Annotated in this window: 20 protein-coding genes and 1 other annotated feature; of the genes, 8 read left to right on the plus strand and 12 right to left on the minus strand. The window is 47.3% G+C overall.

Annotated features, from left to right (window positions below):
• Positions 1-34: 34 nt before the first annotated feature.
• Positions 35-1,672, minus strand: a complete 1,638-nt coding sequence (locus ACKTRM_RS13860; protein ID WP_012118226.1) for a putative polysaccharide biosynthesis protein — start codon at positions 1,670-1,672, stop codon at positions 35-37.
• Positions 1,673-1,879: 207 nt separating this feature from the next.
• On the opposite strand from ACKTRM_RS13860, the gene ACKTRM_RS13865 reads away from it, so the two are divergent.
• Both ACKTRM_RS13865 and opuD read left to right on the plus strand, forming a co-directional pair.
• Positions 1,880-3,145, plus strand: a complete 1,266-nt coding sequence (locus ACKTRM_RS13865) for an NAD(P)/FAD-dependent oxidoreductase (protein ID WP_023357091.1) — start codon at positions 1,880-1,882, stop codon at positions 3,143-3,145.
• 179 nt (positions 3,146-3,324) lie between these two features.
• A complete protein-coding gene (gene opuD, locus ACKTRM_RS13870) occupies positions 3,325-4,860 on the plus strand; it encodes a glycine betaine transporter OpuD (RefSeq protein ID WP_012118228.1) in 1,536 nt (511 codons plus the stop codon).
• 35 nt (positions 4,861-4,895) lie between these two features.
• Here opuD and ACKTRM_RS13875 read toward each other — a convergent pair whose 3' ends face one another.
• On the minus strand, positions 4,896-5,078 hold the full coding sequence (locus ACKTRM_RS13875) for a sporulation protein Cse60 (RefSeq protein WP_003152309.1): 183 nt from the start codon (positions 5,076-5,078) through the stop codon (positions 4,896-4,898).
• Between the two features lie 200 nt (positions 5,079-5,278).
• Between ACKTRM_RS13875 and ACKTRM_RS13880 the strand changes: the two genes are divergently transcribed.
• Genes ACKTRM_RS13880 through melA form a run of 5 tightly spaced genes read left to right on the plus strand, consistent with a single transcriptional unit; the run spans position 5,279 to position 10,673 of the window.
• Positions 5,279-6,304: a LacI family DNA-binding transcriptional regulator gene (locus ACKTRM_RS13880; RefSeq protein ID WP_012118229.1), complete on the plus strand. Its 1,026-nt coding sequence runs from the start codon at positions 5,279-5,281 to the stop codon at positions 6,302-6,304.
• A gap of 41 nt (positions 6,305-6,345) precedes the next feature.
• Entirely contained in the window at positions 6,346-7,623 is a 1,278-nt protein-coding gene (locus ACKTRM_RS13885) for an ABC transporter substrate-binding protein (protein ID WP_012118230.1), read from the plus strand.
• On the plus strand, positions 7,620-8,534 hold the full coding sequence (locus ACKTRM_RS13890) for a carbohydrate ABC transporter permease (protein WP_012118231.1): 915 nt from the start codon (positions 7,620-7,622) through the stop codon (positions 8,532-8,534). The genes ACKTRM_RS13885 and ACKTRM_RS13890 overlap by 4 nt, the downstream gene beginning before the upstream one ends.
• Positions 8,531-9,352 (plus strand): carbohydrate ABC transporter permease, encoded by an 822-nt coding sequence (locus tag ACKTRM_RS13895; protein WP_012118232.1) that lies wholly within the window; start codon positions 8,531-8,533, stop codon positions 9,350-9,352. Before ACKTRM_RS13890 ends, ACKTRM_RS13895 begins: the two co-directional genes overlap by 4 nt.
• A gap of 22 nt (positions 9,353-9,374) precedes the next feature.
• On the plus strand, positions 9,375-10,673 hold the full coding sequence (gene melA, locus ACKTRM_RS13900; RefSeq protein WP_012118233.1) for an alpha-galactosidase MelA: 1,299 nt from the start codon (positions 9,375-9,377) through the stop codon (positions 10,671-10,673).
• 36 nt (positions 10,674-10,709) lie between these two features.
• On the opposite strand, the gene ACKTRM_RS13905 is transcribed toward melA, so the two are convergent.
• From ACKTRM_RS13905 to ACKTRM_RS13920, 4 genes are all read right to left on the minus strand, one after another.
• Positions 10,710-11,186, minus strand: a complete 477-nt coding sequence (locus ACKTRM_RS13905; protein WP_012118234.1) for a GNAT family N-acetyltransferase — start codon at positions 11,184-11,186, stop codon at positions 10,710-10,712.
• 84 nt (positions 11,187-11,270) lie between these two features.
• Entirely contained in the window at positions 11,271-11,582 is a 312-nt protein-coding gene (locus tag ACKTRM_RS13910; RefSeq protein WP_003152299.1) for a rhodanese-like domain-containing protein, read from the minus strand.
• A gap of 116 nt (positions 11,583-11,698) precedes the next feature.
• The gene (gene leuS / locus ACKTRM_RS13915; RefSeq protein ID WP_012118235.1) at positions 11,699-14,113 is read right to left on the minus strand and encodes a leucine--tRNA ligase; all 2,415 of its coding nucleotides are present in this window, start codon (positions 14,111-14,113) and stop codon (positions 11,699-11,701) included.
• Positions 14,114-14,221: 108 nt separating this feature from the next.
• Positions 14,222-14,435: a binding site (T-box leader), on the minus strand.
• A gap of 102 nt (positions 14,436-14,537) precedes the next feature.
• Positions 14,538-14,873: a DUF4257 domain-containing protein gene (locus ACKTRM_RS13920; RefSeq protein ID WP_015418038.1), complete on the minus strand. Its 336-nt coding sequence runs from the start codon at positions 14,871-14,873 to the stop codon at positions 14,538-14,540.
• Between the two features lie 388 nt (positions 14,874-15,261).
• Between ACKTRM_RS13920 and ACKTRM_RS13925 the strand changes: the two genes are divergently transcribed.
• Positions 15,262-16,047, plus strand: a complete 786-nt coding sequence (locus ACKTRM_RS13925) for an STAS domain-containing protein (protein WP_007408808.1) — start codon at positions 15,262-15,264, stop codon at positions 16,045-16,047.
• A gap of 42 nt (positions 16,048-16,089) precedes the next feature.
• Here the strand turns inward: ACKTRM_RS13925 and ACKTRM_RS13930 are convergent, their stop codons facing one another.
• The 6 genes from ACKTRM_RS13930 to ACKTRM_RS13955 form a co-directional block, all read right to left on the minus strand.
• Complete coding sequence (locus ACKTRM_RS13930) at positions 16,090-17,274, minus strand: MDR family MFS transporter (protein ID WP_012118236.1); 1,185 nt, start codon at positions 17,272-17,274, stop codon at positions 16,090-16,092.
• A 195-nt stretch (positions 17,275-17,469) separates the two neighbouring features.
• Entirely contained in the window at positions 17,470-18,189 is a 720-nt protein-coding gene (locus ACKTRM_RS13935; protein ID WP_012118237.1) for a YwaF family protein, read from the minus strand.
• 106 nt (positions 18,190-18,295) lie between these two features.
• Positions 18,296-20,236: an FtsX-like permease family protein gene (locus tag ACKTRM_RS13940; RefSeq protein ID WP_012118238.1), complete on the minus strand. Its 1,941-nt coding sequence runs from the start codon at positions 20,234-20,236 to the stop codon at positions 18,296-18,298.
• Entirely contained in the window at positions 20,233-20,988 is a 756-nt protein-coding gene (locus ACKTRM_RS13945) for an ABC transporter ATP-binding protein (protein WP_015240420.1), read from the minus strand. Before ACKTRM_RS13945 ends, ACKTRM_RS13940 begins: the two co-directional genes overlap by 4 nt.
• Before the next feature lie 102 nt (positions 20,989-21,090).
• Positions 21,091-22,095, minus strand: coding sequence for a sensor histidine kinase (locus ACKTRM_RS13950; protein WP_012118240.1), 1,005 nt, complete (start codon positions 22,093-22,095; stop codon positions 21,091-21,093).
• Positions 22,088-22,783, minus strand: coding sequence for a response regulator transcription factor (locus ACKTRM_RS13955; protein WP_012118241.1), 696 nt, complete (start codon positions 22,781-22,783; stop codon positions 22,088-22,090). The genes ACKTRM_RS13950 and ACKTRM_RS13955 overlap by 8 nt, the downstream gene beginning before the upstream one ends.
• Positions 22,784-22,788: the final 5 nt, after the last annotated feature.

Raw genomic sequence — 22,788 nt, forward strand, 5'->3', positions numbered from 1 at the left:
AAAAGCCCGCGATAAGCGGACTATTCATTATTTCTCAATGGGCGGAATGCCTGCCTCTCCTTAAAACGCGGGGCAGACGGTTTCCAAACATTTTCTGTAAAAATCCGATTCGGTACGCGGCAAACATGTACACCGCACCGCCGACAGCGGCGCAGACAAAGACGACAATCGCCGCATGCACCTGGCCGCTTTGGTATGTTACAAAGAAGCTGAGCAGCCATTGAGTCAGCTTGACCGCGACTCCCATCAGGACGGACAGGACTGCGATTAAAATGACCCGTTTTATAAGTACCGTATACGAATAGCCCGCATGGCGCTTAATCATAATAAAACCGTACAGAAGAGAAGCGATATAACCGAGCGCCGTTGCCAAGATGGCCCCGTCTCCCTGAAACAGCTTGATCAGCGGCATGTTCAGCACCACTTTTATAATGACGCCGATGAAAAGGCTCACGACAGCAAATTTCTGCTTATTAATCCCTTGCAGGATCGCGGCGTTTACGGTAAACAGAGAAAACAGTATCGCGACAGGCGCGTACCAGAACAATATATCCTGTCCGATATCCGGGCGAAGACTTTCAGAGCCGTAGAAGAACGTATAGGCCGGACCCGATAACACGGACATCCCGACAACGGCGGGAATAACCAAAAACAGAATGATTTGCATCGTCTGGTTAATCTGCTGGTTCAAAAGCTTATAATTCCTGCTCGTAAACGATTCAGTAATCGTCGGAATCAGCGTCAGACCGAAAGCGGTCGCCAGAGAAACCGGGATCATGACAAGCTTCGGCACATAAAGGGTGACAATCGCAAGCATGTCCTGGCTGATATCCTTGTGGCCCGCCGCAATCATCGCTTTATTAAACGTATTCGTATCGATATACGAATACAAAGGAATCGCCAGTCCGACAAATACGTAAGGAGCGGCATAACTGAAAAGCTCAATGAACATTTTTTTATAACTTAAGTTCGCAGACGGGACGAGATTCGGCTTCATCGCCAGAAGATCGCCCTTCCGCTTATTCCAGTAAATATAAAGGACGACAAGCCCTCCGAATGATCCGATCAGCGCCGCGAAAGTCGCGTATCCGACTGCGATGACAAGGCCGCCGTTGATCACTCTTAAAATCAAATACGTTGCGCCCAATAAAAAGATGATCCGGGCAAGCTGCTCCACAACCTGTGAAACGGCTGTCGGCCCCATCATCTGATGACCTTGGAAAAAACCGCGCACAAGACTCATAATCGGCACGACCAAAAGTGCCAGACTGACCATCCGGATGACATAAACGACGTGGTCAATCGTAAGTCCGTTGTTACTCGTGCCGCCGAGAGATGTTTCCGCAAAAAACGGCGCCGAAATATAAAGAATTGAAAAAGCGATCATCCCGGTTACGAGCATAACCGACATTCCCGCTCTCAGCATCCGCCTGCTCGTCTCATAGTCTCCTTTGGAGTTATATTTCGAGACAAATTTTGAAACCGCGGCGGGAAATCCCATCGTGGCAATGTTTAAAAACAGTGTATATTGATTATATCCGTATTGAAACAAAGCTCCGCCCGTCGCTCCGACCATCGCTCCGAACGGGATCAGATAAATCATCCCTAAAATCCGCGATATATAGGTGCCGAGCGTCAGCACGAACGTGCCCCTTAACAATTTGCTTGACATGTTTCCTCATCACCATTTTCTACGAAGATTCAACTTTTCTATTTTAACACAACTGGGCAATTAGACGGTAATAATTACAGCGGGAAACTTTTTGGGAAAACTCTTTAAAAAACAAAATACGTTTAAGGATTCCCTTTCTTTCGCTATAATAGCAGAAAGCGGACATTTCCGCCTATTATACGTGAAAAAGAAAGTTGTTGATGAAAGATGAAACATTATGACGTGATTGTGATCGGCGGCGGCCCGTCCGGTTTAATGGCTGCGATTGCGGCAGGCGAAGAAGGGGCGGATGTATTATTAATCGATAAAGGAAACAAGCTGGGACGGAAGCTGGCGATTTCCGGCGGCGGGCGCTGCAACGTGACCAACCGCCTCCCCGTTGAAGAAATCATCAAACACATCCCCGGCAACGGCCGCTTTTTATACAGCGCGTTTTCCGAATTTAATAATGAAGATATCATCGCCTTTTTTGAAAAACTCGGCATTCAGCTGAAAGAAGAAGACCACGGGCGCATGTTCCCGGTGACGGACAAAGCGCAAAGCGTTGTCGATGCGCTTTTGAACCGATTAAAACAACTGAATGTCACCATCCGCACAAATGAAAAAATCAAAGAAGTGCGGTACGAGAACGGCAGGACAGCGGGCATTACGACAAACAATGACGAACACATTAACGCAGACGCCGTTATTATCGCGGTCGGCGGAAAATCAGTCCCGCATACCGGCAGCACCGGAGACGGCTATGCATGGGCGGAAGCGGCCGGTCATACCGTGACCGAACTCTTTCCGACGGAAGTGCCGGTTACGTCGTCAGAACCGTTTATTAAACAAAAAACACTTCAGGGGCTGTCTCTTAGAAACGCGGCCGTCAGCGTCCTGAATAAAAAAGGCAAACCAATCGTCACACACGTGATGGACATGCTGTTCACCCATTTCGGCTTGTCAGGCCCCGCCATTCTCCGCTGCAGCCAGTTTGTCGTCAAAGAACTGAAAAAGCAGCCAGAGGTCAAACTCCGCATCGATCTGTTTCCCGGCATCAACGAGGAAGAGTTATTTCAAAAGATGCACAAGGAACTGAAAGACGCACCGAAAAAAGCGCTCAAAAACGCGCTGAAGCCGTGGATGCAGGAACGGTACCTGCTTTTTCTTCTGGAACGGAACGGTCTTGATCCGCAGACAAGCTTTACGGAACTGCCGAAGGATCAATTCAGGGCTTTTGCCAAAGACTGCAAACAATTTACGGTTGCCGCTGACGGAACGCTTTCTTTGGACAAAGCGTTTGTCACAGGCGGAGGTGTTTCCGTAAAAGAGATTGAGCCGAAACAAATGGCGTCAAAAAAAATGGAAGGCTTATATTTTTGCGGAGAAATACTCGACATTCACGGCTATACCGGGGGCTACAATATCACTTCAGCTTTTGTCACAGGGCGTCTCGCCGGTTTGAATGCAGGACGTTTCTCACGCTCGCTCTAAATGGTATAAAGCGCATTTACCTGAGCGTCCCCATTGATAATTGACCAAAAACATGATAGAGTTTTCTGCGTTTTGTTTCACCTGATTGAGGGAATAGGAAGAAAGGAATGATCTGCAATCGTACGACCATACTAAAACAAAATGGCGTATTGAAAAAAATAGTCAGAGGGTGAGAACGTTTGAAGAAGAACATCTCCAGTGTTTTTTGGATTGTGATTGTCATCACAGCCGCTGCGGTTTTATGGGGGGCCATTTCTCCTGACAGCCTGCAGCAAGTCACTGATACGGCACAAAAATTTATTACGGATTCTTTCGGCTGGTATTATCTGCTGGTCGTTTCTATATTTGTCGGTTTCTGTCTCTTTCTCATTGTGAGTCCGATCGGCACAATAAAACTCGGAAAACCCGGGGAAAAACCGGAATTCGGCTTATTATCATGGTTTGCCATGCTTTTCAGCGCAGGCATGGGAATCGGTTTGGTATTTTACGGGGCTGCGGAACCGATCAGCCATTACGCCATCAGCTCTCCCTCAGGTGAAACAGAAACGCCCCAAGCATTTCGTGATGCGCTCCGGTACACATTTTTCCACTGGGGGCTGCACGCTTGGGCCATCTATGCGGTCGTCGCTTTATGTATCGCATATTTTCAATTCAGAAAAGACGCGCCCGGTTTGATCAGCAGCACACTGACACCGCTTTTGGGCGATAAAGTAAACGGGCCGATCGGCAAAGCGATTGACTGTATCGCCGTGTTTGCGACCGTTGTCGGTGTGGCGACAAGCTTAGGGCTCGGAGCGACTCAGATCAACGGCGGTCTGCATTATTTATTCGGCATTCCGAAAACATTTTCCATTCAGCTGATCCTGATCGCTGTCGTGACCGTGTTATTTTTGATTTCTGCGTGGAGCGGAATCGGCAAAGGGATTAAATACTTAAGCAATACCAACATGGCGCTCGCGGCTATTTTAATGATCTTTATGCTCATTGCAGGCCCGACGGTGCTGATTATGAACTCATTTACCGATTCTATCGGCCAATACATACAAAATATCGTGCAGATGAGCTTTCGCTTGTCTCCGAATGATCCCCAAAAGCGCGAATGGATTAACAGCTGGACCATTTTCTATTGGGCCTGGTGGATATCCTGGTCGCCGTTTGTCGGCATTTTTATCGCCCGTGTATCAAGGGGCCGGACGATCCGGGAATTTTTAATCGGGGTATTGGTGACACCTTGTATATTGGCTTTCTTATGGTTTGCGATCTTCGGTGTATCCGCGATGGATCTTCAGCAGAAAGGCGTATTCAATGTCGCGGGAATGTCAACGGATACGATGCTGTTCGGCGCACTCAGCCACTATCCGCTGACAATGGTGACATCCGTATTAACGCTTGTTCTGATCGCTGTATTCTTTATTACATCAGCGGATTCAGCGACATTTGTGCTTGGAATGCAAACGTCTTACGGCTCTTTAGACCCGTCAAACCGGGTGAAAATCATCTGGGGCGTCATCCAGTCCGCCGTGGCAGCGGTTTTGTTATATTCCGGCGGTCTGGCCGCACTGCAAAACACGGCCATTCTCGCCGCGGTTCCGTTTTCAGTCGTGATCCTTCTGATGATCGTGTCTCTGTACAAGTCATTAGCGAGCGAGAGAAAAGGAATCAAACAAGCGGAGAAATACCAAAAACCAAGAAGTCCCCGCGTCAAAAAAGCATAATGAACAACGAAGCCCGGCATTTCGTCCGGGCTTCTTTATTTTCGGTATAAAATGAGAGCGGAAAAACAATAAAGCTGCTCACCTTCAGGATCACAGGCCGCCGCTACCGTATATTTAATATCAACGAGCTGTTCATCAGAAATCCCCTTTAAAAATGTATTGACTTCAGTCTGCAGATCCTTTTCATGCTCCTCATCAAAAACAGCTATCTTCAGCACATCACCCTCTCCTTTCTCTATCAATTTATTCCGGTTCAATTGAAATATGATAGAGAAAAACAGATTTTCTTTTTTACTTATTTTTACTAAAAGTAACCGAAAATAGTTGTTGAAAACGCTTACTCTCGTATGATAATATCATTTTAACAATAACCAGGTCATTTCTGTTTAGTAAATATTTAGTAAAAAGGAGATGCGAAATGGTCCGTCTCAAAGATATTGCCTTACAGGCATCTGTATCCAGCGCGACAGTATCGAGAATTTTGAATAAGGATGACTCTTTGGCTGTGACTGATGAAACAAGAGAAAAAGTTCTGAGGATCGCCGATGAGCTGGGCTATCAGCCGTCGGCAAAAAGACGGAAGAACCGCAGCCGCAGCGATTCAGCGCCCCTGATCGGCGTTGTCAGCTGCCTGTCACCGGAAGTAGAACGGCAGGATCCTTATTTTTCGGCGATCCGAAAAGGCATTGAGGAAGAATGCTTTCGACAAAAAGTTTTTATCACATCTTCTATCCATCTCGGTTCTTTTCAAGAGCATATGTTTCACGAACTGGACGGCGTCATCGTCATCGGCAGCCTGCAAGACGAGGCGCTTACGAATATCAGCGCCGCTTTCAGGCACGCGGTATTTGTTAACGGCACCCCCGATCCCGCCCGCTACGATTCCGTCAGCGTGGATTTTTATGCCGCAGCGCAAAAGGCGATAGAACATCTTCTGTCGCTCGGTTACCAGCGGCTCGGTTATATCGGCGGCCGGGAGCGGGAGCATACCGTCATAGACGGTGTAAACAGCAATAAAACGATTGAGGATAAGCGTCTGACCGCTTTCTTACAAATGGCCGGCGCCGAGCCGGAGCATGTACTGATCGGCGAATACAGCATGCACGAAGGGTTCCGGCTGATGAATGAAGCCATCAAAGGCGGAAGTCTCCCCGATGCCTTTTTTATCGCAAGTGATTCGATGGCTGTCGGCGCATTAAAAGCCTTGCAGGAAGCCGGCCTTCAAGTCCCGCGCGATACGGCGGTTGTCAGCTTCAACGGAATTGATGAGGCAGAATACGCCAGCACGCCGTTATCAACGGTAAAAGTATACACGGAAGAGATGGGCCGGACGGGTGTCAAATTGCTTCTCGACCGTTTAAACGGCAGAACCGTCCCGCTGGCCGTGACGCTCCCCACTTCATTGATTGTCAGACAAAGCTGCGGCTCACAAGAAAGGAGGTGACGTGTCCCGCAGCGTTTATATCATATTTAAAGGAGGAAAAGATGAAACGCTTACTGGCTTTGTTTCTTTCTTTTACTTGCATGATACTTACCGGCTGCTCGGCAGAACAGAGCGGCGCCGGAGAAAAGCAGAAAACATTGACAGTCTATTCCACCATATCCTCAGACAGCGAACGCGCCGTATTCAGAAAGTTGGCTGATTCATTCCAAAAAGAACATCCGGATATTCAAGTAAACGTTCATTTCCCAGGCAATGACTACGAAAATATGATGAGGGTCAGAATGGCAGCCGGTGACATGCCCGATCTTTTCGACACACACGGCTGGGCCAAAATCCGCTACGGAGAATATACCGCCGACCTCAGCGGCATGTCTTGGACGAAGCGGCTCGATCCGAATTTAAACAGTATGCTCAAAGACGCCAAAGGCAGAATATACGCCTTCCCTCTGAATCAGGCAAAGGACGGACTGGCCTACAATCGCACATTGTTGGAAAAATACGGAATCAAACCGCCGGAAACAATGGATGATTTTATGAAGGCATTGAGACAGATTAAAGAAAAAAGCGGCGGAACAGTCATCCCTTTCTGGTTTGCCGGCTATGAGAAAAGCTCATTTGCCCAATATTACGATCAATTCGCCGCACCGCTTCTCATCACAGATCCCGCACACCGTTACAAAAAACAACTGTTAAACGGAACCTTCCGCTGGACACACTTCACCTATTTATCTGACAAACTGAAAGAGATGCAAAAGGAAAACCTGCTCAATATAGATGCTGTGACGGCAAAACGGTCCCAGCTCATTGAACTGATGGCGCAAAACAAAATCGCCTTTACGCTGCAGGGCGGCACTCTCGGCCAAGACGTCGCTCAAATCAATCCGAAGGTAAAAGTCGGCATCATACCGACCCCGGCCGTCCACAAGGGAGACGCGCCGGTTTGGATCGGAGGCGAACGTTACACGCTGGCGGCATTCAAGGATTCCCCGCGGCTTGAAGAAGCGAAACAGTTTATCGCATTTATGGCCCGACCCGAGCACGCAAAATCAATTGCCGAAGCGACCTCGCTTCCGGCCGGATTAGTGAATGTGCAAACGGACATTTTCTACGCAAATGACTATAAGCGCTATCAGCATATTAAGGTGCAGCCTTATTTTGACCGCCTTTATTTGCCGAACGGAATGTGGGATGTGATGGGAACAGCCGGGCAGGAGCTGATGGCCGATATCTTAACCCCCGCTGAAATTTCAGCGAAACTCGGCAGGGAATATAAGCGGCTCCGGCTTCAATCTGATTCACGGGGAGCTGAAAAAGAATGAGTGATCTTGCAAAAGAAACCCAAGGATTTCAACATCAAAAGCCGCTAAAACCCGCGTCACTGTGGTGGATGTACGTTCCCGCTCTTGCCACGGTTTTTATTTTCATGATTTTTCCGTTTGTCAAAGGCGCTTTTATCACATTTACAAACTGGAACGGCTTCTCACAGACGTATCAATGGGTGGGGGTTACTCAATATAAAAGGCTTTTTACAGATCCGGACACGTGGCTTGTTGTGAAAAACACTTTGCTTTACGGCATCGGAAGCACTTTTTTTCAGAATATGCTCGGACTTTTATATGCGCTGCTTTTGAATCAGAGCTTAAAAATGAAGGCGCTCACAAGAACGATCGTCTACTTGCCCGTCATTATCAGTCCGCTGATTATGGGATACATTTGGTATTTTATTTTCTCATATGACGGGGGTGCGCTGAATGATGTGCTTGGCGCACTGGGAATCGGTCCTGTCAACGCCTTGGCAAGCCCTGCGGCAAACCCGTGGATTATCGTCATGATTAACACATATCAATACGCAGGCATTGCGATGATTGTATATTTGGCGGGGCTGCAAAGCATTCCGAAAGATTATTACGAAGCCGCAAAAATGGATGGCGCGGGAGGTCTTCAGCCGTTTTTCACCATCACCCTGCCTTTATTGATGCCGGCTGTCACCATCAACATGGTCATCAATATCATCGGCGGGCTGAAGCTGTTTGATGTCATTTTCGCGCTGACCGCAGGCGGGCCGGGCAATTCCTCTCAATCGATGTCAACGTTTATGTATGATTTATATTTTAAACGGCAGGATGCGGGATATGCCGCCGCCCAAGGCGTGTTTATGTCCGTCATTATTCTTGTCATCAGCTTTTCGGCTCTCGTGTATTTCAAGCGAAAGGAGACGGAAATGTCATGAAAACAGCCCGAATGCGGATTTTTACGCTGTTGGCAGCCGTTATCTCGTGCGTTCATATTGTCCCCTTTTATATTTTGCTGACCACGTCATTAAAAGCAAAAGGTGACTACAGTTCAAAATGGTCGCTGCCATCCGCCTTTTCATTTCAGAATTTTCGTGAAGCATGGGAACGTGCCTCTCTCGGGCAATCCTTTCTGAACACGATCATCATTACAGCCGTTTCCGCCGCTTTATTAATTTTCATGGGTTCGCTTGCCGCATACCCGCTCGCAAGAAGAAATACAAAGCTGAACAAAATCGTCTTCGGCCTTTTGATTTCAATCATGATCATCCCGCCTTTGACTTCCATGGTTCCTTTATACAAGATGGTCGCTGATGCGGGGCTGATCAATACGCATGCCGCAGCCATTCTCATTAATACGGCTGCATATATGCCGCTGACCGTTTTCTTATATTCAGGGTTTATCCGCTCTTCCATTCCGAAAGAGCTTGAGGAAGCCGCCAGGATGGACGGCGCGGGATTGATCAGGACTTTTTATACAATCGTGTTTCCTTTGTTGAAACCGATTACCGCAACGGTCTGCATTATGTCCTGTGTGTTTATCTGGAACGATTACCAATTTGCGATTTTCTTTTTACAAGATCAAAAGGTGCAGACATTGACCGTGGCCATGGCGGGATTTTTCGGCGAAAACGCGAACAATCTTCACTTAGTCGCCGCAGCCGCGATCATGGCGATGCTGCCGATGGTCGTATTGTTTTTGGCGCTTCAAAAATATTTTATCTCAGGGCTGTCCTCCGGGGCGGTCAAAGGCTGAGAAGAAAAGGGAGGAATTTCTGTTGAAGAAAATTACATTTATCGGAGCGGGAAGCACGATTTTCGCAAAAAATGTATTGGGGGACTGCTTACTGACTGAAGCATTAAACGGGTTTGAATTCGCGCTTTATGATATTGACGCTGTACGGCTGAAAGAATCCCAGCTCATGCTGGAAAACATGAGAGACCGCTACAATACGAGTATATCCATCATCTCCTACGATGACCGAAAACAGGCGCTGAAACACGCCGGCTATGTGATAAACGCCATTCAGGTCGGAGGCTATAAACCCGCGACGGTCATTGACTTTGACATCCCGAAGCGGTACGGTCTCCGCCAGACGATTGCCGATACCGTCGGAATAGGCGGCATTTTCCGTTCCCTTCGCACCATCCCCGTTTTATTTGATATCGCAAAAGACATGGAAGAGGTCTGCCCGGATGCGTGGCTGTTAAACTATACAAATCCGATGGCCTCTCTGACCGGAGCGATGCTCAGACATACAAATGTCAAAACGGTCGGCCTGTGCCACAGCGTCCAGGTATGTACCAAAGATCTGTTTGACTCACTCGGCATGGATCACGAAGGTACGGAAGAACGCATTGCCGGCATTAACCATATGGCTTGGCTTTTGGAGATTAAAAAAGACGGAATTGATTTATATCCTGAAATTAAAAGACGGGCACGCGAAAAACAAAAGACGAAACATAAGGACATGGTGCGGTTTGAGCTGATGGATAAATTCGGCTGCTACGTAACGGAATCATCTGAGCATAATGCCGAATATCACCCGTATTTTATAAAAAGCCGGTATCCTGAGCTGATAGATGAACTCCAAATTCCGCTTGATGAATATCCGAGGAGATGCGCGGAACAAATCAACAATTGGGAAACGATGAGAGACGGCATCATCAACAACCAAAACCTGACGCATAAACGCTCAAAAGAATACGGTTCGAGAATTATTGAAGCGATGGAGACGGGCAAACCGTTCACATTCGGCGGCAATGTGCTGAATACCGGGCTGATACCGAATCTGCCGGCGAAAGCGGTCGTTGAAGTGCCTTGCACAGCCGTCAAAAACCACATTATGCCGTGCTATTCGGGCGAACTTCCCGAGCAGCTCGCGGCGCTCAACAGAACAAACATTAACACACAGCTTTTAACCATCGAAGCGGCCGTTACATTAAAAAAGGAAGCTGTATATCAGGCGGCCATGCTTGATCCGCATACGAGCGCCGAGCTTTCCATGAATGACATCATATCTTTGTGCGATGACTTATTTGAAGCGCACAAAGACCGGCTTCCGGCTTATCACTGATCATTCGCGTTCCGGTCCTGGGCGGCCCGGACGCTTTTATATGTTCAGTACCAGTTTGACCGTCTGTAAAGTGTGTCCTTTAAAATCTTCTTCAAATTCACATACCCATTGAAACCCTTTCGCTTGATAAAAGGATAAGGCAATGCGGTTCTCTTTTTCTGCATGGACATAAAGCTTTTTTACCCCGCCGGACTGCCTGATGCATTCTTTAAGGAGTGCCGTGCCTATCCCGCTTCCCTGGCAATCCGGGTCAATATAGATGGCGGTCAGCTCCGCATTTCCGTCTTTTTGAACCGGGGTGGCATTTGCAAAACCGAGCACTCGCCCCTCTTCTTCTGCCACAAAGAACAGAGAATGCAAGAGCCGGCGTTCCATCATCTCATCCTGATAGGCGGATTCGAGAAACTGATCCTGAATGTGTCTGGGAATAATCCCTTCATACGTATGATGCCAGCTTCGTTCTGCGACTTGCCGGACCTGTTTGATATCGTTTGTTTTCATCGCGCGGATCATCGGTTTCACCTGATTCGCCTCCCGTTTTTTTATAAAAAAAGAAGAAAAAGACGCACGTCCCTTTTCTTCTTTCACTTCAAAGCGTTATTTCTTCGGCTTTGTTTCGCCTTCCCACTCCAGCATGCCGCCTTCAACATTAACCGTACGGAAGCCCTGCTCATGTAAATACATACAAACGTTCATGCTTCTTTTTCCGGAACGGCAGATAAATACATATTCCTTGTCCTTGTCTAACGCATCCATCTTCTCAGGGATGTCCCCCATGCGGATGTGAACGGCCTCCGGAATCATTCCTTCGGCAACTTCTTCGTCTTCTCTGACATCAATCAGATACAGCTCTTCTCCCGCTTTTAATTTTTCTTCCAGTGCGGCTGTGCTGATTTCATTTATTTTCAATGTGTGACACTCCCATTCATCTTTATGGTGTTAAGTATACCAAAGCCCGCGGTGCAATTTCTATGATAGAGGCCTGATAAAAAAGCCCCTCTCTGTAGGAGAGGGGCTTCGCCCGGTCAGTTTGCCACGATATTGACAAGCTTGCCCGGTACGGCAATGATTTTTCGGATCGTTTTTCCTTCAAGCTGCTCTTTTACTTTTTCGTCAGCTTGTGCGAGCTGTTCTAACGCTGCTTTATCAGCATCAGCCGGAACCATTAATTTCGCTTTTACTTTTCCGTTCAGCTGGACGACGATTTCCACTTCATCGTCCACCAGTTTTGATTCGTCATAAGCAGGCCAAGCCTCGTATGCAATCGAACCTTCGTGGCCGAGTTTTTCCCACAGTTCTTCCGCCAAATGCGGCGCAATAGGAGAAAGCAGCTTCACAAAACCTTCGATATATTCTCTCGGCAGTTCATTCGCTTTGTAAGCTTCATTAATGAAGACCATCAGCTGAGAAATGCCCGTGTTAAAACGAAGGGCTTCGAAGTTTTCTGTCACTTTCATGACCGTTTCATGATAGACGCGCTCAAGAGTTTCGCCTGCGCCTTCTGTCACTTTGCCCGTCAGCTCGCCGTTTTCCTCGATAAACAAACGCCATACGCGGTCAAGGAAGCGGCGCGCTCCGTCAAGACCTGATTCAGACCAGGCGATAGATGCATCAAGCGGCCCCATAAACATTTCGTACAGGCGGAGCGTATCTGCTCCGTGAGACGCCACAATTTCATCCGGATTGACGACGTTTCCGCGGGATTTACTCATTTTTTCATTATTTTCCCCGAGAATCATTCCTTGGTTATACAGCTTTTGGAACGGTTCTTTCGTCGGCACGACACCGATATCGTAGAGGAATTTATGCCAGAAACGCGCGTACAGAAGGTGAAGCACGGCATGCTCCGCTCCTCCGATGTAAATATCAACGGGCAGCCATTTATCCAGTTTCTCAGGTGAAGCGAGCTGATCCGGATTTTTCGGGTCGATAAAGCGGAGGAAATACCAGCAGCTTCCCGCCCATTGCGGCATCGTGTTCGTTTCTCTTCTGCCTTTTTTGCCCGTTTCAGGATCAGTGACTTCCACCCACTCTTTAATGTTGGCAAGCGGTGATTCACCTGTTCCGCTCGGTTTGATCTCATCGGTTTTCGGCAGAATCAGCGGCAGCTCTTCCGCCGGAACGGCTGTTGACGTGCCGTCTTCCCAATGAATAACCGGAATCGGCTCGCCCCAATAGCGCTGGCGGCTGAACAGCCAATCACGCAGACGGTATGTCACTTTTTTCTCACCGTTTTTCGTTTCTTCAAGCCAGGCGATCATTTTTTCAATCGCTTCCGCTTTTTTCAGTCCGTTCAGAAAGCCGGAATTGACATGCTCTCCGTCCCCCGTGTACGCTTCTTCTTCCGTGTTTCCGCCTTTTACGACTTCTTTGACAGGCAGGCTGAACACTTTTGCGAATTCAAAATCACGTTCATCATGCGCCGGCACGGCCATTACAGCGCCTGTTCCGTAAGAGGCGAGGACATAATCCGCTATCCAGATCGGCAGCTTTTCCCCGTTTGCAGGGTTTACGGCATATGCGCCCGTGAAGACGCCCGTTTTTGTTTTCGCAAGATCCGTCCGTTCCAGGTCACTTTTCGCCTGAACTTCTTTAACATAAGCGTCTACCGCTTCTTTTTGTTCAGGCGTCGTGATGGCCTCCACAAGCTCATGCTCAGGAGCCAGTACGGCATAAGCCGCGCCGAACAGCGTGTCCGGTCTTGTCGTAAACACGGTAAACGTGTCATCAGTGCCGTCGATCGCGAAATGCACGTTTGCGCCTTCTGAGCGTCCGATCCAGTTGCGCTGCATGTCTTTAATGCTTTCCGGCCAGTCAAGGTCTTCTAAATCTTCAAGAAGCCTGTCCGCATAAGCGGTGATTTTCAGCATCCATTGTCTCATCGGGCGGCGTTCAACCGGATGGCCGCCCCGCTCGCTTTTGCCGTCAATGACTTCTTCGTTCGCAAGCACCGTTCCGAGCGCCGGGCACCAGTTGACCGGCACTTCGTCTACGTAAGCGAGCCCTTTTTCGTACAGCTTGGTGAAGATCCACTGCGTCCACTTGTAATAGTCCGGATCAGTCGTATTGATTTCACGATCCCAATCATATGAAAATCCGAGCGATTGAATCTGGCGGCGGAAATTATCTATATTTTGTTTTGTGAACTCGGCCGGATCATTCCCCGTGTCAAGCGCGTATTGCTCGGCAGGAAGCCCGAACGCGTCCCATCCCATCGGATGAAGCACATTGTATCCTTGCATGCGTCTCATGCGCGAAAGGATATCGGTTGCCGTATAGCCTTCCGGATGTCCGACATGAAGGCCGGCTCCTGAAGGATACGGGAACATGTCAAGCGCGTAAAACTTCGGCTTGTCATTCTCTTCACTGACGGCGAACGTTTTATGATCCAACCAGTAATTCTGCCATTTCTTTTCTATTTTTTCATGCTGAAAACTCAACGTAAAAACCTCCTTCTGATTGAATACGGCGTATGTAGTCCAAGTATTGACGGGATGAGAAAGATTATATTCAGATTATTCTAAAACTAAAAAAACTCCCTCATCCCAAAAAGGGACGAGAGATTTTTATTTCCCGCGGTACCACCCTCGTTAGCGCGGTTTTGAGCCGCACTCACTTGATACTTTTAACGCAGTTATGCGTCAGCGGTTTTGCCGCTGCAACTCTGAGGCGAGTTCGGAAACAGACTTGATTGACTTGCACCGGCCGTCAACTCTCTGATTGCAAAATCTGCTTCTTACTGCTCCTCTTCACTGTTCTTATCGCTACCGTAATCTTACCTGTATTTTATAGAATTCTGTTCATAAGTGCAAGCAGGTTTGTATACAATGGGAATGTACCCGGAACGGGTCATGAGCGGGGATATTATTTTGATGGAGGATTTTTTTGCTGGTGTGGTTTTGCTTCGGCCGAATCACTGTTTTGTTCTCTGACAAAATCAAAGCTCCTGAGAACAGCTTCTCCGCCGTAGCCTGCGATTATGGATAAGATGACGAGTTGAATTCCTGAATCGGGGTCAGCGGATAAGACAAGTAAGATGGAAGCAGCCATTCCGATAAAACCATCTTCCAAAAAACCGAGATAGATAAACCGCTTTGTCATTCTAGGTTTCTCCAGCCTGCCTCTCTTTTTCACATGACCGAGAACCCCCATGATTCCTCCAATTACACAAGCAATTATTACCTGATGCAGCATCTTCATCACCTTCCTAAAGCCCTTATTTAGTAAAGCGACTTCAGGCCATCCAGCCCCCTTACGAATACGATGATTTTCGATATCTACATACCGGCGATTGAGCAGGAAAGTAAAAAGCTTGTTTCTTCCATTATATGTGAACACATGATCGGTAAGCTTGATGCATTAGATTCATTTTTCACCCAGTGACAATGACCTAGTCACTTACTTAGCGATGATGTGCCTTCCCCTTATATATTCAGTGTATATGAGGACAAGCCCGAATGACAAATTGCAAACTTCGGCTGCTTGAATCAGAACATATGTTATGCTACGGTTACTGTAGATTCATTTAAAAAGGGGAGAAACAATGGCTGAAAAAGCGCGCAGCTTTACGGCCAAAAGGGGGTTTTACATGGCTGACTCAAATGTATTCGGAAAACTGGAGCAGCTGGAGCTTATCAAAAAGGCGCTTGATCACGCACGCATCGGCGTGGTGATTACAGACCCCTCTCTTGAGGACAATCCCATCATATATACAAATCAGGGATTTATGGATATGACAGGCTACTCTTCCGAAGAGATATTAGGTAAGAACTGCAGATTTCTGCAAAGCAAAGAAACCGACCGTCAACAAGTCGCGAAAATCAGAAAGAGCTTAACCCAGAAAGAAAAGATCACGGTGCGGCTGAAAAACGTCAAAAAAGACGGCACCCCATTTTGGAATGAACTCAACATTGATCCTCTTTATGTTGAAGACAAGCTCTATTTTGTCGGTTTTCAAAAAGACATTACAGAGCAGAAAGAATACGAAAAGCTCCTTGAGGATTCCCTCACAGAAATCACGACGCTGTCTACACCGATTGTTCCGATCCGAAACGGCATCTCCGCTTTGCCGTTAGTGGGAAACTTAACGGAAGAACGATTTGATTCAATTGTGACAACTTTGACGGACATATTAACCGCATCTAAAGATGATTACTTAATTATAGACTTATCAGGTCTGGCCGAGGTAAACGAACAGACCGCAGACCGGATTTTCAAATTGCACCACCTGCTTAAATTAATCGGCACGGAATTGATTATCACCGGTATCAAGCCTACCCTCGCCATGAGAATGAATCAGCTTGATGCCAGCTTTTCTTCATTAAAGACGTATTTAAACGTTAAGGACGCCGTCAACGTGCTTCCGGTCGTATAAACAAAAAAATCCCGCCGAAACAGCGGGATTTTTTTTATGTCGTCATCGCACTTGGACGTTTTGTTTATTAACGGTTTTCAAGCGTTTGTCGTACAGCACCGTCGCTGCGATGCTGACAACAAGAAGCACCATCAGGATCAACAGCAGCACGCTCATTCCGTACTGATCAACCAGCACGCCGCCAAGGAGCGGCCCGATCATTCTGCCGCCCGTCGCCGCACTGTTGACGAATCCTTGGTAAAATCCTTCTTTCCCCTTAGGCGCAAGCTGATTGGCAATGGTAGGCACGGCAGGCCAGACAAGCATTTCTCCGACGGTTAAAATCACCATTGCGGTGAGGTACATCGGAAATTGCTTGGCGCTGAGAAGCACGCCGAACGAGACGATAAAAATACAAAAGCCGATGACCATCTGCGTTTTTAACGCACCGGACCATTTTTTCAGAACAGCTCCCATGAGAGGCTGTCCGGCGACAATTAATATTCCGTTTACGGTCCAGAGCACACTGTATAATGAAAGCGGCATACCGATGCTTTGAGTATGTGACGCAACGGTTGTGGACCACTGCGAATAGGCAATCCACCCGAGAACATACCCGCCGCTCAATATGAGAAGCGCCGTAAATTTCGTTCTGCTGCTGACAGGCTCGTAGTCCAGAACAGAAACCTGGCTCGCATTTTGGGTTTTGATATTTCGAAACCCGAAAAATACGATAAGGAAAAACAGCACATACAGCATAGCATTGGCTAAAAACACGTACGTAAACGAGTACGCCGCAACCATCCCGCCGAGTGCAGAGCCCACGGCGACACCTGCGTTCTGAGCTACATAGATCGCATTAAAAGCTCTCCGCCCGCCTTCTTTCCATACCGCTCCCGCCATGGCGTAGCTGGCCGGAAACACGATACCGGAACCGAAGCCGACAATGATGAGCAGCCAAATATAAACGGGCCATTGATGAAACAGAACGAGTCCGAGAAGACTTGCCAATGTGATCATAATGCCCAGCATAATGGATTTGAATCCGCCGATTTTATCAAACAAAAATCCGCCGCATAAATTCCCCGCCACACTGGCACCGGAATTCAGCATCAGAACTATCCCCGCAACAGTCAGCGATTTCCCTAAATGATTATGAATATAGATCGTATTCAGCGGCCACAAAAAAGATGCGCCCGTCACATTGATAAACATTCCGATGATTAATATCTTCAAAGCGCGCGGCATACCGATCCCCCTCTCTCTATAAAAAACCCCATGAAAAAACGGAAACCGCAAGCCGCGGCTCCGTATCGAACACGTTATCATAGCACATTCATTCTATCGCCGCGAACGTCTTTTTTCAACATCAGAATCTGAAAAAAATAATGCCGGAATGTTGAAAAAATTACAAATGATTGGATTCACAAAAACAGGCCGGCCTCATGCTCTTTTCCTCAGCAGCCAAAACGGAATATACAGAATGAAAAAGCTCAATATCACCGCCGCTTCCATTGATAGAAGATACCACGGCCAAGGTCCGAAAACGTTCAGAAGCGAAGCGGTCTTCGGTTTTTTCATTAAATATAAGTAATTCGCATTCAGCACACGATCAATAAAAAAGACACACGCCCCGTACAGATTTACGATCAGCACAGACACCCACAGTCCGCGCGCCGACGGTCTGTACCTTTCTGAAGCGGCCATGAATAGGCAGGTAAGAAAAACACAGCCGTGGGAGACGAAAAACACGATGTACCGAAAATGAGGGAAAGAATACGCCCCTAAATCAGGTGTTGCCATCGCCTGTACGGCGCTGCCCAAACCGGCAAAATAGAGGAAGGCGAACAGTTTTTTGCTTTTTGTCATGACCATCAGCATCGCCAAATAGACGGAAAGGTCGCTCAGCTGCAGCGGCAGAGCTGTTTTCAGCGACCAGGCATGATGACAAAGCAGCCATATATGATAGCTGATCTGCGACACGGCAAGGAGAATGAACAGTACATAGCGGAAAACGCGATTCGACCGGCCGTAGTTGAGCTGTTTCCGGAATACGATCACGCACACCCCAAGCAATCCGATGACCAAAAGCGTGAAAATGTGTTCCTTGGAAAATAGATGAAAGGCCCCTGTTTCAGATTTCAATTGAAAATATCTCTGCATAAGGCTCCCCCGCGCGAAAAAATGACGTATGTCTATTCTTTTAAAAATCGCTTTCTTCTATTCATACAAAAAAGCCTCCGCTTATGCGGAGGCTCCTCAACTTGTTTTACAAGGCGGATTGAATGACCTTTTTATAGTATAGCACCGACAGCATGCCGAAGATGGAGTACAGCAGCGTATACAGCGCCATGACGATGATCATCGGCGTCCACACTTCCGTTCCGAATAAAAACCATCCTGACTGAACGGCAAAATAGCTGTGGAACAGCCCGAGAACGAGCGGGATGCCGAAATGATACGCCTGCTTCCGGCGGATGCCTTTCAGCAGATCTCCCGTTGTGAAGCCGAGCTTCCGCAATATCGTGTAATCAGCCTTCTCATCCTCACACTCGCCCATTTGTTTAAAATAAAGGATACAGCCTGAGGTGATCAGAAAGGTTAACCCCAAAAAGCCGACAATAAACATGATCAGCCCCATGTTTTTCTTTTGGGTGTCAGCCGTTTCAAATTGTGAAAGCGCGCCGTCAGAATAGTGCTGCGCTTGAAACAGACCATCAGCTTTTTGGATGTCCTCTTCACGTTTGAGTGTAATGCCGAAAAACCGATTTGATTTTCCCTGAATGGACGGGTCGATATCTTTTTCGATCCGGTCAAATACCTGCTGGGTGACGATAACGGTCGGCAGCCCTCCGCTTGTAAATGTATATGACAGAAGGAAGTCGTTCTTCAAGCCCTTATACGCCAGCGGTATTTTATCCGTTTTGCCGTTTATATCAATGGATCCTGACGTTTTCAGGTCGAGAAATCTTTTCATCATATCATTATATCCGGTAAACACGGCTTCTCCGTCAGAAAGCTCCGTCCCTTCTGCGTCTTTCTCGCTTATAATCGGCAGCGCCAAGCTGGACGGGTCTTGTTGAAAGCTATTCATGTCGCCGTTTATGATGTTCTTCATATTGACACCGGCTTGAATGGTCTTGATTGTTTTCACTTTGTGTTCAATTCCGTTTTTCTTCAATAAAGCGGTAAATGAGTCAGTCTCCTTTTGGTTATCAAACGCAAAGTCCGCGGCTGTATTTTGCTCAGCCGATTTTTCCGCGGAATAGTACGAGATATAGCTTAAAGACAGCAAACCGATTGCCAGCGCCGAAAGAGTCGTAATAATCGTCAGCAGGACGGCGTTTGACTTCATCCGGAACATGATGGATGACAAAGACAGCACTTCACTGACATTCAGATACCCGCCTTTTGATTTCCGGATGAGATTTGCCAGAAAGCTGACCGAACCTTTATAAAACAGATAGGTTCCGATAATGACCGAGCCGAGAATAAACACCATGGCCGAAAACAGTTCATTCATGCTCGTAAAACTGCCTCCGAATAAATCCGCGGACACGGCATAGCCGGCGATAATGGCCGCAATACCGACAACACCGATCGACATCTGCACCCAAGAAAGCCGTCTTATGCCGCTTTCTGACGATGACGCGGTTTTAAATAAAGACAAAATGCTTTGCCGTTTAATAAATAAGTAATTCATCATCATAATCAGCACGTAAATCGCCCCGAACACAATTAACGTCTGAACGAGCGCCTTGCTTGAAAAAAACAGTGAGACAGAGGCTTTCACACCGACTGTATGAAACAGCATCATCATACATAATTTCGAGAGAGAAAAGCCGGCAAAAATACCGATCCAAATCGATCCGAAATACAAAATGAAATTTTCTGTGCTGAGTATGCGGAAAATGTGCATTTTCGTCATGCCGATTAATCGGAATAAGCCGATTTCCCGGCCGCGCCGTTTAATAAAAATGGTGTTGGCGTATAAAAGAAATACCGACACGATCGCCACAAGCAGTACAGAGGCGGCCCGGATTGCCGCCGCTCCTTTTATGGAGCTTTTCATTTCATCAAGCGCTGGATCGTATTGCATCGTGACAAACGCGAAATAAAGGGCGGCGCTGAACACCAGCGCAAAAACGTAAAGGTAATAGTTTTTCATATTCTTTTTCAGGTTCTGGAAGATCAAATGATGAATACTCATGCCTGAATCCCGCCCAATACACTTTGCGTTTTCATAATATCCTGAAAAAAGTCCGGTCTGTCCTGGCCGCCTTTATTCAGCTGTGTATACACACGGCCGTCTTTAATGAAAACCACACGTCCGGAATAGCTGGCGGCAACCGGATCATGCGTCACCATCACAATGGTGGCGCGGCGTTTTTGATTCAGACGGCTGAGTTTATTCAGTAAATCCATGGCAGCCTTTGAATCGAGCGCTCCGGTCGGCTCATCAGCAAAAATAATGCCCGGCTCGTGAATAACAGCTCTTGCGGCAGACGTCCGCTGTTTTTGCCCGCCGGAAATTTCACTCGGATACTTATGTCGCAAATCATAGATCCCAAGCTCCTCTGCCGTCTCGGCAAATCGCAGGTCCGCCTCTTTCTTAGACATTTTCGTAATGGATAACGGCAGGAGTATGTTTTCCTTCACGGTCAGGGTGTCCAATAAATTATAATCCTGAAAAATAAAGCCGAGATGCCGTTTTCTGAATTCGGCAAGCTGCTTTTCTTTCATGGATGTAATCTCCGTCTCATTCAGTTTAATGGTGCCCGCGCTCACTTTATCAATGGAGGAAAGCACATTCAAAAGGGTCGTTTTCCCTGATCCCGACGGGCCCATAATGCTGACGAATTCCCCTTTGTGAATCTGAAGATCAATTCCTTTCAGCACCTCTTGTTTATTCAGCTTGTTTCCGTAGCTTTTTTGGATATTGCCTGCTTCTAAAATCATCACGTTCTGATTCTCCTTTTACATTGGTTATCTTTATTTTAAAAACAGAAGCCGTTTTTTTCGTTTGATTAAGCGAACAAAAGAGAAAAGCATGTGACACTTTTGTCACACGCTGAACATGCTGACGGCATCGTTCTGTTTCGGAAACACCAAGGTAAAAACCGTGCCGCTTTCCGGCTCAGAGCGCACGCTGATCTGGATAAGAAGCGGAGCCGCGGCTTTTTGAGCCAAATACAGGCCCATCCCCGTTGACGCGTGATCACGCCTCATTCGCGTCGAGGTAAATCCCTTTTCAAAAATGCGCGGAAGATCTTTGGGCTCGATGCCGATGCCGCGGTCTTCGATATCCACATGCACCCGGCCGTTTTGTTCATAGCTTTTTACGGTAATGTCATCCGCCTCACTGTATTTGACGGCATTGCTTAACAGCTGCCTGATGATGAAGGAAAGCCATTTTCCGTCACTGTGAACGTCTGGTGAATCAAGCTGAATGTCAAACCCGATCCCTTTTTGTATACACCAAGATTGCAGATTTTTAATTTCTTTGAAAACGAGCGGTCTGAGCTGAATGCGCTGGAATGATAAATCATTTTCAATAAAGGACAATCGTTTCTGATGAAGCTGCTGGTCCAGAAGATGGTGAATCCGCAGCCATTCATACAGCAAAGGGGCTTTGAGCGGCTGTTCATCAAGGCGCTCGATCATGAGATGCATCGCTGTCAGCGGTGTTTTGACCTCGTGAATCCACGACATCAGATCGTCCTTTTCATGCTCTGACGCCGCCTGAAGATCAAGTGAGCTTTTTCTTAACTGCTCTGTCTGCCCTTCAATGCTTTCTTCAACGATAGACTCAAACGGACTGTCAGGCGCTTTAAGGTAAGACATGTCTAAATTGGCGTCCCACTCTCTTAAGCTTTTATAATAGGCGGTCTCTTTACGATAGCGGAACAAGAGAAATACAAGAAACACAAGAAGCGACAGGTAAACGAAATACAGCACCGAAAAAAACGGAATAGACGGATCAATATATGCCGCAAAAAGGAGCACAGCCTGCTGAAAAAGAAACATCGCGATCCAGCTCTTTCTTTCGAGCAGAAATGATTTAATCATAAAGACCGTCTTCTTCCTTTGCGATGTATCCCTGCCCCACCTTGGTTTCAATCATTTTCCCGATGCCTAATTGTTCGAGTTTTTTCCGCAGCCGGTTGACATTCACCGTCAGCGTATTATCACTGACGAAACGCTCATCATTCCATAGGCTTCTGATGAGTTCTTCCCGGCTGACGATTTTATTTTTCTGCTCAGCCAGCAGTTTTAAGATCAGCATTTCGTTTTTGGTCAGCTCGACCGAACCGTTTTTACGGCTGACCGTGTTGGTTTCTGTGTCAATGACCGCTCCGCACCATCTTTTCATCAGCGCCGGTTCTGTGCCGTATTGATGCACACGGCGGAACACCGCCTGTATTTTCGCGATTAACACATCAAAGTGAAAAGGCTTCTGAATAAAATCATCTGCCCCGAGCTGCATCGACATGACCATATCCGCGGGATGATCGCGCGAGGACAAAAAGAGAATCGGCACGTTTGATTGGGAGCGTATCATTCTGCACCAATGAAAGCCGTCAAATTTCGGCAGCTGTACATCAATGATCACCAAATCAGGCTTGATTTCGGTAAACTCCCGGATGACCCGGCTGAAATCTTTTATTCCGTGCACCGCAAATGACCAGCCCGTTAATCTCTCTTTCATCTCATGAAACAAAGTGTTATCATCTTCTATTAACAAAATGTGAAACATGGTAT

Source organism: Bacillus sp. D7-8, assembly GCF_052055895.1.
GTDB classification, from domain to species: domain Bacteria; phylum Bacillota; class Bacilli; order Bacillales; family Bacillaceae; genus Bacillus; species Bacillus velezensis.

Coding starts and splice junctions, on each gene's coding strand:
- ACKTRM_RS13940 (WP_012118238.1), bottom strand. CDS start 20,236: ATGAGTATTCATCATTTGATCTTCCAGAACCTGAAAAAGAATATGAAA.
- ACKTRM_RS13920 (WP_015418038.1), bottom strand. CDS start 14,873: ATGAAGATGCTGCATCAGGTAATAATTGCTTGTGTAATTGGAGGAATC.
- ACKTRM_RS13865 (WP_023357091.1), top strand. CDS start 1,880: ATGAAACATTATGACGTGATTGTGATCGGCGGCGGCCCGTCCGGTTTA.
- ACKTRM_RS13860 (WP_012118226.1), bottom strand. CDS start 1,672: ATGTCAAGCAAATTGTTAAGGGGCACGTTCGTGCTGACGCTCGGCACC.
- ACKTRM_RS13890 (WP_012118231.1), top strand. CDS start 7,620: ATGAGTGATCTTGCAAAAGAAACCCAAGGATTTCAACATCAAAAGCCG.
- ACKTRM_RS13905 (WP_012118234.1), bottom strand. CDS start 11,186: ATGATCCGCGCGATGAAAACAAACGATATCAAACAGGTCCGGCAAGTC.
- ACKTRM_RS13880 (WP_012118229.1), top strand. CDS start 5,279: ATGGTCCGTCTCAAAGATATTGCCTTACAGGCATCTGTATCCAGCGCG.
- ACKTRM_RS13935 (WP_012118237.1), bottom strand. CDS start 18,189: ATGCAGAGATATTTTCAATTGAAATCTGAAACAGGGGCCTTTCATCTA.
- ACKTRM_RS13925 (WP_007408808.1), top strand. CDS start 15,262: ATGGCTGACTCAAATGTATTCGGAAAACTGGAGCAGCTGGAGCTTATC.
- ACKTRM_RS13955 (WP_012118241.1), bottom strand. CDS start 22,783: ATGTTTCACATTTTGTTAATAGAAGATGATAACACTTTGTTTCATGAG.
- ACKTRM_RS13885 (WP_012118230.1), top strand. CDS start 6,346: ATGAAACGCTTACTGGCTTTGTTTCTTTCTTTTACTTGCATGATACTT.
- ACKTRM_RS13950 (WP_012118240.1), bottom strand. CDS start 22,095: ATGATTAAATCATTTCTGCTCGAAAGAAAGAGCTGGATCGCGATGTTT.
- ACKTRM_RS13930 (WP_012118236.1), bottom strand. CDS start 17,274: ATGCCGCGCGCTTTGAAGATATTAATCATCGGAATGTTTATCAATGTG.
- ACKTRM_RS13895 (WP_012118232.1), top strand. CDS start 8,531: ATGAAAACAGCCCGAATGCGGATTTTTACGCTGTTGGCAGCCGTTATC.